Below are 12,204 nucleotides of genomic sequence, written 5' to 3' on the forward strand. Positions count from 1 at the left end.
TCAGCGACGCCTAGCGGTTCAGGAAGTGTTCGTAGGCTGCGGTCATGACCTGCCAAGTGTGGGGATTGGCCGGGATCAGGTGCTCGATGCGCAATGAGGTGACGGTGATGTCCTGGGGCATGCCGAACGTGGTGAAGGTGGACATGAAATCCAGCTGGCCATGCCGTGAATTCACGCGGGTCAGCACCAGCGGCGGCAGTTGATTGGCCAGGGGTGTCGAGCCGTGCGGCACGGGCAGGCTTTGCAGCAGCGTGGCCAGGGTCGGGTTGCCCAGTGCTTCACGGGCAGCCCGTTGCCAGGCGAGGTTGCGGATCTCGTCAGCATTGAGCAGATGGTCGCCCAGGCCCCCCGGTTGCAGCAGGGTGCTCAGCAGGTTCAGGCCTTGTGCAGCGTCTGGCGCCAAACCCACCAGGTCGAACAAGACCTGGGTGCTGGCATTGGCGGCGAGCACTTCCCAGTGACTGCCCAGCACGATCGCCGGCGCCGGATTGTTGGCCTTCAGTACATGGCTGATGGCATCCCGAATGGCATCCATTGCCGGTGCTGCGAGCGGCGTGGCTTCGTAGCGCGGGGCGTAGCCGGCGGCCAGGAACAGGCTGTTGCACTGCTCCAGGGGCACCTCGAGGGCGCTGAGCAGGTTATGCAAGGTGCCCGGGCTAGCCTTGGCGCGGCCGGTTTCGATACAGCTCAAGTGGCGCTGGGAAATGCCACTGATCAGCGCCAGCTGCAATTGGCTCAACTTCGCCTGACGGCGCAACAGCCTCAGTTGGGTGCCGGCGTCGGTCTCGGGGTTGGCGCGGGGGAAGGGTGGGCGGTTCATGGATGGACTCTGGGAGGGCGGGGCGGGGGGCGTCCATGACCTCGCAGGTCATTGAGATGGCGGCGACGTTATCACTAATCTGCGGCTTGCCCAATCCTGCGTGGTGGACCCTATGCACAGACCCTACATCGCCCTTGCCAGCCTAATGGCGTTCTCCCTGTACACCCTGGGCACCCTGCTCTGGGCCGAGCAGTCGCTGCTGGCGTTCGGCCTTGAGCTGCTATCCCGGCCCGATACCGCCCAGGTGGTGATCGACCTGTACCTGATGGCGGCCCTGGCGTGTGTGTGGATGTACCGCGACGCCCGGGCCAAGGGTCGGTCGCTGGCCAGTGTGTTGCCTTATTGGCTGCTGACGGCGGTCTTTGTCTCAGTCGGCCCGCTGCTGTACATCGTGGTCAACGGCTTTGCCAGGGACCGGCAATGAGCAGCAGCCTGCATGTGTTTGCCCTGTGCGTGCTGGTGTTATTTGCCAAGATGCTGGCGATTTCCTGTTACCAGGGGTTTTTCCGCCTCAGGCACCGGGCGTTCACCAACCCCGAGGATGCCGGTTTTTTCAAGCGCGATGCCCTGGTGCACGAACTGTCCGCCGTCAGCCGGGCAAGCAGGGCCTGGGCCAATGACCTGGAGAATATTCCGCTGTTCTTCGCGCTGGGCGGGTTGTGCGTGGCGTTGGGCACCCATGGGGTGGCGACGGCCTGGCTGTTTGCCCTGTTCACCGTCGCGCGGGTGCTACATACCTTGATGTACCTGGGTCGCCGCCAACCCTGGCGCACCCTGGCCTATGGCGTTGGCCTGGCGTGCCTGCTGGGGTTGGCGGGGTTGATCGGCGCGGCGCTGCTGCCTATTCGATAGGGTATTTGCCGAATGCCGGGTGTTGCTCGGCCAACTGGGCGTGGCGTTGCAGGTTGGGAAAGTCATCGGCCTTGACCACCGAGGGCACCGCGTACTGGCTAAAGGACCACGCCACCGCGACGCTCAACGACGCCTGGGTCAAGGGCTCGCCTGGAGCGTTGGCCAAGAGTTTTTCCAGGCCCGAATAGGCCGCCAGCAGTTGCCCGGTTACTCGATCGAGCCATGGTGCATGCAGCTTCTCTGCGGGCCGCAGGTTGTGCTCGTAGTAAATCTGCACGCTCTTGTCACAGGCGGCCAATGCCAGGCCGATCACTTGCAGGTCCCGTGCACGGGCCGCAGCGGTTTGGGGCAAGAGTTTTTTATCGGCTGGTGCCAAGGTTTCGAAATAATCCAGGATCAGGCTGGAGTCCATCAGCACCGTCCCGTCGTCCAGCACCAGGGTCGGGGCCTTGACCACCGGGTTGATCCTGGCGAATTCGTCGAAGGTGCTGAACACCGAGAGGGATTGCTGCTCAAAGTCCACCCCATACAGATCCAGGGCAATCGCCACGCGGCGTACATACGGCGAGTCCAGCATGCCAACCAGTTTCATGAAGCCTCCATTGCTATCAAGGGGAAGGGTTTGTGCGTTGACTTGATGCCGCTGTTTTTTACCATAAATGCCTGGTTGAAACTCAGCCCGATCGTCTGTGGACCCTTGGCGGGATCATGTTGAGCGCGAACGGCAGTCAGCGACGTTCGGTAGGCCGCAGGGCCGGGATCGGGAGTATGGTGGACCGGGCAACCCGTGGATTATCTCTGGAAGAGGAGAGGTGACTATGAGCGTTCCCCTGTTGAACAAGATGCAGCTCAATGGCTATGAAATTGTCCGGGTCAATAGCGGCCCATGGCGCGTCTGCACCAAGGATGATCGACTGGCTTCATTCAGCTCCCGCGAACAGGCGCTGGCCTATGCCGCGACCTTGCCGGGCTACAAGGCCCGGCCACGGCCGACCCCATAACCTTGGAGGGGGCCGGATTTGCGGCCCCCGCACCGGGTCAGACGAAGGGCTGGCCGCTGAACCCGCGTGGTAGGCGCTGCAGGCCGGGCAGCTCGGTCAGGCGTTGGGTCCAGGCGCTGCGCCAGTCATTGTGGGGGCTACCGGAGCGGGCTCTGCGTGCCGCGCGGCGCGATGCGTTGCGCTGGTTACGGCGGGCTTCCTTGTAGGCATCGGTGTTGCGGCAGGTGCGGCATTTAACCCGGTTCAGTTCCACCGTGGACGTCAGGTTATTGCCGTGATGGCCGCAAGCGAGGTGCCCCGCGACCTTGAAGTGAGTGACCATGTCAGCGTCTCCTTCTGTGAGGGTACGCGGCACCGCTAATCTGTTGATGCTCGCGCTCAAGGCCAGGCCGATTGAGGCCGAGCCCTTATATTTCCGACCCCACGCGCGCGCTGACGTTCACCACCCGTCTTGGTGTGCCGAATCTGAAGAATTCTCACGGTGGCTAAAGGCCTGCGCCGGGTTTGCTGGGGCGCGTTCAGGTCGCCAACTCCGTGCCTGCTGGGCGGCCTTGGCGTTACCGGTTCCAGGGACTATTGTTGATTGTCTGGCGCACAGCCCAAAGGAGGGCGATACCATGAACACCAGTGCTCTACTGGAACAACTGCTCCGTGCAGGCCAAGCCTCGATGGCGCAGCAAGGCGGCTCGGCGGCACCCCAGGGTGGCGCGGGAGGGCTCGGTGGCTTGGGCGGCCTGCTCGGTGGGTTGCTGCGCGGCGGCGGCTCCGCAACGGCGTCGGGCGGTGGCGGCCTCGGCGATCTGCTGGGTGGCCTGGGTGGCATGTTGGGCGGGACCCAGGCGAGCGGATCGACCCGCGCGCGCACTGGCGGTGCCAACTACGCGGCCCTGGCGTCACTGGGGATGATGGCGTTCCAGGCGTATCAGGCCTGGCAACGGCAACAGGCCTCGGCGCCGCAACAGACGCTGCAGACGGTTGACCAGTTGTCTGGCGCCGACGTCGAGGCCCATAGCCATGCGGTACTGCGTGCATTGATCGCGGCGGCCAAGGCGGATGGGCGGATTGATGAGAAAGAAAAGGCCTTGATCTCCCAGGAGATTGGGCGCCACACCGACGATCCGGACTTGCAGCAATGGCTCGACGCTCAAGTCGCCAAGCCCCTGGATGCAACCGACTTTGCCGAATATGCCAATGACCCGGCGGTGGCTGCCGAGGTCTACCTGGCCAGCGTCATGTTGGTGGATGACCAACAGGACGCCGAGCGAAACTACCTGGACGAGTTGGCAGGTGCGCTGGGCATCGAGCCGGAGCTGCAACTGCACCTTGAGCAGCAAGCCAAACCGGCCTGATACCGAGGCAACTTGAAGCGTGTGCTTGCTGCAGAGCCCTAGTGCGGCTGCGATAGTGGTGGCTCAGCCAACATCAATGCCAGCCATACCGCCGCCATCGCAGCCTCGCCGGGGCTCGACAGCTCCCACATTATTTTGTGCCAGCTGGCATAACGTGTTCGCTGTAGGGCGCCCGCGGTAAGGTCCGCAGTCCCGGCAAACACCGACGAACCCTGTGGGAGCTGTCGAGCCCCGGCGAGGCTGCGAAAGCGGTGGGTCAGCCAACATCAATGCCAGCAGTACCGCCGCCATCGCAGCCTCGCCGGGGCTCGACAGCTCCCACATTATTTTGTGCCAGCTGGCATAGCGTGTTCGCTGCAGGGCGCCCGCGTTCGAGAACACAGATCCCGCAAACCCCGATAAACCCTGTGGGAGCTGTCGAGCTTCAGCGAGGCTGCGAAAGCGGTGGGTCAGCCAACATCAATGCCAGCCATACCGCCGCCATCGCAGCCTCGCCGGGGCTCGACAGCTCCCACATTATTTTGTGCCAGCTGGCATAACGTGTTCGCTGTAGGGCGCCCGCGTTCGAGAACACAGATCCCGCAAACCCCGATAAACCCTGTGGGAGCTGTCGAGCTTCAGCGAGGCTGCGAAAGCGGTGGCTCAGCCAACATCCATGCCAGCCATACCGCCGCCATCGCAGCCTCGCCGGGGCTCGACAGCTCCCACATTATTTTGTGGCCAGTTGGCATAACGTGTTCGCTGTAGGGCGCCCGCGTTCGAGAACACAGATCCCGCAAACCCCGATAAACCCTGTGGGAGCTGTCGAGCTTCAGCGAGGCTGCGAAAGCGGTGGGTCAGTCAACATCAATGCCAGCCATACCGCCGCCATCGCAGCCTCGCCGGGGCTCGACAGCTCCCACATTATTTTGTGCCAGCTGGCATAACGTGTTCGCTGTAGGGCGCCCGCGTTCGAGAACACAGATCCCGCAAACCCCGATAAACCCTGTGGGAGCTGTCGAGCCCCAGCGAGGCTGCGAAAGCGGTGGCTCAGCCAGCATCAATGCCAGCAGTACCGCCGCCATCGCAGCCTCGCTGGGGCTCGACAGCTCCCACATTGATCTCCCTCCAGTGTTTCAGAACCGTAGGGTAGCCCCGGTCGTCAGCCAGCGGTCGCGATCCCCGGTCAGGTTGCGTCCGACCACCAGGTCCACATCGACTTGCTGACCCAAATGCACCCGCGGCCCGGCTTGCCAGGCCTGGTCGCCGCCTTGTTGGCCATAGCGTTCTGCCAATAGCGTCAACGAGTTCGCCAAGCGGTATTCCAGGCCTGTGCCCCAGGTCAGTCGGTGGTTTTGTTCGCCATCGTCATAGGCATGGGCCCAGCCGGCGTTGAGGTTCAAGCGTAGCGTCTGAGACGCTTGCCAGGTCAGCGGCAGGCTCAGGTCTGCGCCGTCGAATGGGTGCCGGCGATCCACCGCGATATGCGCTGCCGCCGCCCAGGCGATCTCCACGCCGGCATCCTGCCAGGCCCACAATGAGCCCTTGAACTGCGGGCTGAGCTGGGTCTGCTCAGGGTCATCCTCGAGGGCGGCGCCCCATTGCAGGTTGGGCATTGCGCGGGATGTGCAGGCGGCGGAGAGGGTGGTGTGCGATGTCGAGCGGGTGTAGCCTCCGTCGATATTGCATTCGCCGGGGGCGTTGATGGCGCCATCGTCCACCACATAGGAACCACCGGCGGCGAAGGCCTTGGACAGCAGGCCGAGCACCAGGAAGGCGCCGATAAAAATCAGGTTGCGCCGCAGCGCCCGTTGCCGCGATGCCGGTAGCCAGTCAAAGGCAGCAAGGAAGGTGTGTTTGTGCATGGGGTCATGCTCCAAATGAACAGAATTATCTGTAGCGATGGTGCTGTTGGAGTGGGCTGGGTGTGGCAAACCTGTCTGCCACACCCAGCCCGGTCACAACAGCAAACTCAGTACCACTGCTTGAAGCGGCGGATGTAGATCGTCTTCATCAGCTGTGCCACACAGCAGTAGGCGAGCAAGGTGCCGACCAGCCAAGGGAAGTAGGCCCAAGGCAAGGGTTGCAGGCCCACGATCGTGCCCAGGGGCGAGAAGGGCACATAGATCCCCAGGGCGATGACCAGGCTGGTCATCATCAACACCGGCCAGGCGGCGGTGCTCTGGAAGAATGGGATCTTGCGGGTGCGCAACATATGCACCACCAGGGTCTGGGAGAGCAGCCCTTCGACGAACCAGCCGGACTGGAACAGGGTCTGCATTTCCACACTATTGGCCGCAAACACGTACCACATCAGGGCAAAGGTGGTGATGTCGAAGATCGACGAGGTCGGCCCGATCCAGATCATAAAGCGCCCGATGTTCTGCGCGTCCCACTTGCGGGGCTTGGCCAGGTACTCCTTGTCCATCTTGTCCCACGGCAGGGCCAGTTGGGAGATGTCATACATCAGGTTCTGCAGCAGCAAGTGGATCGCCAGCATCGGCATGAAAGGGATGAACGCACTGGCCACCAGCACCGAGAACACGTTGCCGAAGTTGGAACTGGCCGTCATGTTCAGGTACTTCATGATATTGCCGAAGGTCTCGCGCCCTTTAAGCACACCTTCTTCGAGCACCATCAGGCTCTTTTCCAGGAGGATGATGTCGGCCGATTCCTTGGCAATATCAGTCGCGCTGTCCACCGAGATGCCGACGTCGGCATCGCGCAGGGCTGGTGCATCGTTGATGCCGTCGCCGAGGAAACCCACGGTGTGACCATTGGCCTGCAAAGCCTTGAGCACCCGGGATTTTTGCAGCGGCGTCAGCTTGGCGAACACCGTGCGTTGCTCAACCTCCTGCTGGAGGGTCGCATCGTCCATGGCTTCGATATCCACGCCGAGCAGCGGCTCGCCAGGCTCCAGGCCAACCTGGCGGCAGATGGTGCGGGTGACCACGGCGTTATCGCCGGTCAGCACTTTGACCGCGACTCCGATCTCTTGCAGCGCAGCAATCGCCGGGCCGGCGGTTTCCTTCGGTGGATCGAGGAAAGTCAGGAAGCCGTGGATCACCAGGTTGCGTTCATCGGTGGGGGTGTATTGCTGGCGCGCCAGGGCCTTGGGAATGTTGCGGGTGGCCACCACCAGCACGCGGAAGCCGTCCTCGTTGAACTCGTTGGCGGTGTTCAGCAGTTCCTGGCGACGACGCTCGTCCAGAGCCACGGCGCTCGCGCCTTCCATCACATGGGTGGCGATAGCGAGCATTTCTTCCACGGCACCCTTGCACACCAGCAGGTGATCGCCGTGGCTGTCCTTGACCACAATCGACAGGCGCCGACGAACAAAGTCGAAGGGCAGTTCATCGACCTTGCTGTAGGCAAACGGCACCTGGAACTTGGGGTTGTGCTGGGAAAACGCGAGCACCGCCTGGTCCATCAGGTTCTTCATGCCGCTTTGATGATGGCTGTTAAGCCAGGCCAGGGACAGCACCTGGTCGTCCCGCTGGCCGAAGGCGTTGACGTGGTGCTCGAGGATGATTTTGTCCTGGGTCAGGGTGCCGGTCTTGTCGGTGCACAGCACGTCCATCGAACCGAAGTTCTGGATCGCGTTGAGGCGCTTGACCACCACTTTGCGCTTGGCCATGGCATTCGCGCCCTTGGCCAGGTTGGCGCTGACGATCATCGGCAGCATTTCCGGGGTCAGGCCCACGGCCACCGCCAGGGCAAACAGGAACGCGTCGCCCCAGTCGCCCTTGGAAAAGCCATTGAGGAAAAACACGATGGGCACCATCACCAGCATAAAGCGGATCAGCAGCCAACTGACGCTGTTCACCCCACGGTCAAAGGCGGTCTGCACCCGGGAGCCGACGATGGCCTTGGCCAGCGAGCCGAAATAGGTGCGTGGCCCGGTCGCCACCACCACTGCCTGGGCGCGGCCGCTGACCACGTTGGTGCCCATGAAGCAGATGTTGGGCAGATCCAGCAGGTTGCTCTGGTCGGCGGCGCTGAGGGTGGCGGATTTTTGCGTGACGTCGCCCAGGGTGTCGTATTTTTCCACGGGCAAGGCTTCGCCGGTCAGCACGGCCTGGCTGATAAACAGGTCGCGGGACTCGATCAGGCGGATATCGGCCGGGATCATGTCGCCGGCCGACAACTGCACGATATCGCCGGCCACCAGTTCACGCATCGGCACTTCGCGCAGGATGGGTTGGGCGCCGACCTGCTCGCGGCGCAGCACCGTGGCGGTGGTGCGCACCATGGCCTTCAGCGCCTCGGCGGATTTGGCCGAGCGATGCTCCTGCCAGAAGCGCAGCAGGCTGCTCAGGGCGACCATGGTCATGATGATAATGACCTTGGTCAGGTCGACGTCCTCACCGGCGCGCAGCGGCAGCCAGTAGTCGGTGACAAAACTGATCACCGCCAGGGTCAGCAGCACATAGATAAAAGGGTTGTTCAGGGCCTGGAGGAATTGCACGACAGCGTGTGGCGGCTTGTCGTGGGCCACTTCGTTATAGCCTTCGCGTTGCAGGCGGGCGCTGGCATCCAGTTCGGTCAGGCCGTCCTTGGTCGCCCGGACGTTGGCCAGGGTGGCCGCCAGGCCGTTTTGCGCTTCGCGGGCGGCACGCATCGACAGTTTGCTGTCATGGGTGGCGCGGTGCTTGTTGGGCAGTTGCGTGGTTTTTACGGCGCTCATAGTGTGTACTCCTGTCGACATACTCATTACTTGCCTGGTGGGCAGGCGAGCACGAACATGCCGAGTCGCAATTTTTTGCGATCAGTTCTAATAACTTTAAAGAGGTGAGTTAATTAACGGGCGCGCAGAAAACTGCCGCTGGCTTAGTTCGCAAAGAACGCCAGTTAATTAATTGACCAACTATCAGGAAGTTGCTGTTTCCAGTCGGCTTATGCCGCGTGCGCGCTCAACAACAGGCGCACGTGAACAGGCAGGCTGGAAACGTTCCGTCTCTGTGGATCTTGAGGGTCGGCATGGTCCCATTGCTGGACCAGGTGGCCGGTGGTGGGGCACAGGCGCCAGTGAGCACGCAGGTGCACCGGGCTGATACGCGGGGAGGGGCAGGCGAGGGCCGTGCGCGCGGGGGCAATGCCCCGGGAAACACGGCACGGCGTGGCACGCAGGGCTGAAGCCAGCGTGCGTACATCAGGTAGAACAAGGGTCTGGAAATTCATAACACACCTCGGGACCGGACTGGCGCCGGCTCAAGGCAGTTACGTTGGAGCATCAAGCTCTAGCGCAGCTAACCCGGCCTGGAAGGCGAGTCCCGTCTTTACTCTGGGTTTGGCGTCCGCCCCCTGTATTCACGGGGAGCGGACAGCGACTAGATACTGTGTCCATTGGCTTCTTTTGTGAGGTTGAAATAAGGCCCGAGTTGCAGGCACGGGCAATCTACTCAGGCAGGTAGGGGATGTCAATCAATAATGAACTTGTTTGGGCGCTTGTTCAGACTTCATTCAGATTGGCGTTATATATAAGTTCATACACTGTAGGCGGCCAATAACGCCAGATACATCAATACCAGGCCGCAGGCGCCATGGCTGATTCGCTGCCAAGTTGGCGAGGCGTTCTTTCGCAAGACATTCACCAAGCCCGCAATCAGAAAACACGACAGGATCGACGCCAGCATAAAACCGGCGAAAAACATCAGGGTCTGACCGTGACTCGGGGTGGTGCCGACGATGCCTGCCAGGGCACTGCCCAGGGCGCCCCAGTACACAATGTTCTTCGGGTTGGCCAAGGAGAGGGTTGCGCCGACCATCAGCGCGTTGCGCCCGGTGCTGGCCGGGGCGCTGTCGGGTTGCGGCAGGTGCCAGGCATCCAGCAGGCTGCGCAGACCGAGCCAGGCCAGGTACAGCGCGCAAACGGCGGTCAGGGGCACGCGTACCGCGTCGTGCTGGATCAGCAGGGCCATGCCGGTCAGGCCGATCACCGCCCAGGTCGCATCGCCCACCAGCGACCCGACCTGCACCAGCAATGCCGGGGCGAACCCATGCAGCAGGCCGCGGCGCAGGGTTTCTGCCAGCACTGCGCCAGGGGACAGGCAAAATACAAAGCCGAAGACCAGCGCGGAAAAAAAGATTGTCAGCATCACCCCCCCAAAATCAATCACGCACCTTCGCCGACACGTCGGCTGCTACAGGTCAGTTTGCGGCTGCGGGCGCTGAGTTGTCTTGGACCGGATTGCGCTCTGATAACGGCCAGGGGTAATACCATACGCCGCACGGAAGTGCCGGTTGAGGTGGCTCTGGTCGGCAAAGCCCACTTCATGGGCGACTTCAGCGGCGCTCAGGCCGCTGCGCAGCAGGCCTTTTGCTCGGCGGGTACGCAACTGCATGGCCCACTGCCGGGGGCTCAGGCCGGTTTCTTTCTGAAAGGTGCGCAGGACGTGGAATTTCGACAGGCCCAACTCGTCGCCCAGGGTATCCAGCGCCACGCCTTGATGTAACTGCGCAGCGAGTAGTTCCTGAGCCTGGGCCACCATCCCCGACCCGGCGCTGGCGCTACTGGGCAGGCGCACACCACTGAGCCTGACCACTTCGCCCAGCAGCAACACCAGGGCGTCTTCACTCAGCCCGCAAACCAGTGGGTCGGCGCTTAATGCGCCCTTGGCGGCCTGGGCCAGTTGCGCCGCCAGTTCCGGGGCAAAGCACAGCGCACGATCGAACTCCAGGTGCGCCAGCCCAAGGTCGGTGGCCAGGCGATCGGCCCCGGCGTACAGGCTGACAAAGTGCCAGGGTGCCCCCTCGGCCGCGCCGCCGCCCTGGATCTGGCCGGGGTTGTACAGGGTGATACTGCCCGGCCCGGCCTCGAAGGTGCGCCGGTCCAGCCACACCTGCTCGGCGCCGACCAGGTTGACGCCAATCACGCACTCGTCGTGGCTATGCCGGGCAAAGGTCAGGCCGGTGCAGGTGGTGCTGCTGATTTCGTAAGGGCCCAGCCAGGCGTGGTGCAGGGAACTCATGGGGTGGGCTCAGTGGCATCGGGTGCAGCAAAGCATACGCGTTTACCTGCGTTCAGATCGACCGTTGATTGACCCGGTCAGAGAGCGATTGAGCATCTTCCTTGCGCTCAGAATAGCGCTGCACCAGTTCCGGATGCTCACGCACCAGCAGGGTGAACTTGACCAACTCTTCCATGACATCCACCACGCGATCATAGAGGGCTGAAGGTTTCATCCGGTCCTGATCGTCGAACTCCATGAAGGCCTTGGGCACAGATGACTGGTTGGGGATGGTCAGCATACGCATCCAGCGCCCCAGGACGCGCAGTTGGTTGACAGTGTTGAAAGACTGCGAGCCGCCGCAGACTTGCATCACCGCCAGGGTCTTGCCCTGGGTTGGGCGGATGGCACCCAGTGCCAGGGGTACCCAGTCGATTTGCGCCTTGAACACTGCTGACATCGAGCCGTGCCGTTCCGGTGAGCACCACACCTGGCCTTCGGACCATTGCATCAAGGCCAGTAGTTCCTGGACCTTGGGGTGATCGTTCGGAGCATCGTCCGGCATTGGCAGGCCGGCGGGGTTGAAGATCCGTGTCTCGGCGCCTAGATGCTGAAGCACGCGCGCCGCTTCTTCCACCAGGAGTCGGCTGAAAGAGCGCGTACGGTTGGAACCATAGAGCAGGAGAATCCGTGGCCGTTGTGCGGTGTCAGCGTGGAGTGGGGTGCTCAATGTGAGGTCGAGGTTGGGTAGGGTGGTCATGACATTCTCCGCTTATAACAAGCCAATACGATCCAGCTCAGCCTTGATCTGTGCCGCATCGAGGCGGTTGAACGGGAGGTCGAACAGCGCCCGGCAGCGGGTTTCGATGATCTGCAGGGTGGCCTGGAAGGCGGCGTCAATCTGCGCCTCGTCGCCGTGTAGGTCCGACGGGTCCTCAAGCCCCCAATGGGCCTTGATTGCCGGGCCAAAGTACACCGGGCAGGCTTCCTGGGCGGCTTTGTCGCACACGCTGATCACAATGTCGGGTGGGCTGTCTGCAAAGGCCTCATTGCCCTTGCTGTACAAACCGTCGGTGCTGATGCCCGCGGCCTGCAATGTACTCAGGCTGCGTGGCAGGACCTGGCCCTTGGGAAAGCTCCCGGCGCTGATGGCATGGAACCCTGGCGGGGCCAGGTGGTTGAACAGGGCTTCGCTGAGGATACTGCGGCAGCTGTTGGCGGTGCAGATGAACAGGACTTTCATGACAATTCTC

14 protein-coding genes are annotated in these 12,204 nt (G+C 62.5%); 4 read left to right on the forward strand and 10 right to left on the reverse strand.

What is annotated here, in order from left to right; genetic code table 11:
- Positions 1-10: 10 nt before the first annotated feature.
- The gene (locus tag K1X80_RS13075; RefSeq protein ID WP_220172937.1) at positions 11-820 is read right to left on the reverse strand and encodes a helix-turn-helix domain-containing protein; all 810 of its coding nucleotides are present in this window, start codon (positions 818-820) and stop codon (positions 11-13) included.
- Between the two features lie 112 nt (positions 821-932).
- On the opposite strand from K1X80_RS13075, the gene K1X80_RS13080 reads away from it, so the two are divergent.
- Together K1X80_RS13080 and K1X80_RS13085 are read left to right on the forward strand one after the other, a co-directional pair.
- Positions 933-1,244, forward strand: a complete 312-nt coding sequence (locus K1X80_RS13080; RefSeq protein ID WP_169960860.1) for a DUF2834 domain-containing protein — start codon at positions 933-935, stop codon at positions 1,242-1,244.
- A complete protein-coding gene (locus K1X80_RS13085) occupies positions 1,241-1,672 on the forward strand; it encodes an MAPEG family protein (RefSeq protein ID WP_057959585.1) in 432 nt (143 codons plus the stop codon). The genes K1X80_RS13080 and K1X80_RS13085 overlap by 4 nt, the downstream gene beginning before the upstream one ends.
- Here the strand turns inward: K1X80_RS13085 and K1X80_RS13090 are convergent.
- Entirely contained in the window at positions 1,662-2,264 is a 603-nt protein-coding gene (locus tag K1X80_RS13090) for a glutathione S-transferase family protein (protein ID WP_057959586.1), read from the reverse strand. The two genes, K1X80_RS13085 and K1X80_RS13090, sit on opposite strands and share 11 nt — an antisense overlap.
- Positions 2,265-2,490: 226 nt before the next feature.
- On the opposite strand from K1X80_RS13090, the gene K1X80_RS13095 reads away from it, so the two are divergent.
- Positions 2,491-2,673 carry a hypothetical protein gene (locus tag K1X80_RS13095; RefSeq protein ID WP_057440026.1) on the forward strand — a complete coding sequence of 61 codons (183 nt, stop codon included), beginning with the start codon at positions 2,491-2,493 and terminating at the stop codon, positions 2,671-2,673.
- Positions 2,674-2,710: 37 nt separating this feature from the next.
- Here K1X80_RS13095 and K1X80_RS13100 read toward each other — a convergent pair whose 3' ends face one another.
- Positions 2,711-2,995 carry a hypothetical protein gene (locus tag K1X80_RS13100; RefSeq protein WP_057440027.1) on the reverse strand — a complete coding sequence of 95 codons (285 nt, stop codon included), beginning with the start codon at positions 2,993-2,995 and terminating at the stop codon, positions 2,711-2,713.
- 295 nt (positions 2,996-3,290) lie between these two features.
- On the opposite strand from K1X80_RS13100, the gene K1X80_RS13105 reads away from it, so the two are divergent.
- Positions 3,291-4,022 carry a tellurite resistance TerB family protein gene (locus tag K1X80_RS13105; protein WP_057959587.1) on the forward strand — a complete coding sequence of 244 codons (732 nt, stop codon included), beginning with the start codon at positions 3,291-3,293 and terminating at the stop codon, positions 4,020-4,022.
- Between the two features lie 1,115 nt (positions 4,023-5,137).
- Here the strand turns inward: K1X80_RS13105 and K1X80_RS13110 are convergent.
- The 7 genes from K1X80_RS13110 to K1X80_RS13140 all read right to left on the reverse strand — a co-directional run bounded on the left by K1X80_RS13110 (position 5,138) and on the right by K1X80_RS13140 (position 12,194).
- Positions 5,138-5,866, reverse strand: coding sequence for a hypothetical protein (locus K1X80_RS13110; RefSeq protein ID WP_128593755.1), 729 nt, complete (start codon positions 5,864-5,866; stop codon positions 5,138-5,140).
- A 107-nt stretch (positions 5,867-5,973) separates the two neighbouring features.
- Complete coding sequence (mgtA, locus tag K1X80_RS13115; protein WP_186626204.1) at positions 5,974-8,688, reverse strand: magnesium-translocating P-type ATPase; 2,715 nt, start codon at positions 8,686-8,688, stop codon at positions 5,974-5,976.
- Positions 8,689-8,897: 209 nt separating this feature from the next.
- On the reverse strand, positions 8,898-9,182 hold the full coding sequence (locus K1X80_RS13120; RefSeq protein WP_081044239.1) for a hypothetical protein: 285 nt from the start codon (positions 9,180-9,182) through the stop codon (positions 8,898-8,900).
- A gap of 305 nt (positions 9,183-9,487) precedes the next feature.
- Entirely contained in the window at positions 9,488-10,099 is a 612-nt protein-coding gene (locus K1X80_RS13125) for a LysE family transporter (protein ID WP_128593754.1), read from the reverse strand.
- A 45-nt stretch (positions 10,100-10,144) separates the two neighbouring features.
- A complete protein-coding gene (locus K1X80_RS13130; RefSeq protein WP_057959591.1) occupies positions 10,145-10,972 on the reverse strand; it encodes an AraC family transcriptional regulator in 828 nt (275 codons plus the stop codon).
- Between the two features lie 52 nt (positions 10,973-11,024).
- On the reverse strand, positions 11,025-11,711 hold the full coding sequence (gene arsH, locus K1X80_RS13135; protein ID WP_198792546.1) for an arsenical resistance protein ArsH: 687 nt from the start codon (positions 11,709-11,711) through the stop codon (positions 11,025-11,027).
- Between the two features lie 12 nt (positions 11,712-11,723).
- On the reverse strand, positions 11,724-12,194 hold the full coding sequence (locus tag K1X80_RS13140; RefSeq protein WP_057440034.1) for an arsenate reductase ArsC: 471 nt from the start codon (positions 12,192-12,194) through the stop codon (positions 11,724-11,726).
- Positions 12,195-12,204: the final 10 nt, after the last annotated feature.

The sequence above is a fragment of the Pseudomonas sp. So3.2b genome, from assembly GCF_019464415.1.
Classification (GTDB): domain Bacteria; phylum Pseudomonadota; class Gammaproteobacteria; order Pseudomonadales; family Pseudomonadaceae; genus Aquipseudomonas; species Aquipseudomonas shahriarae.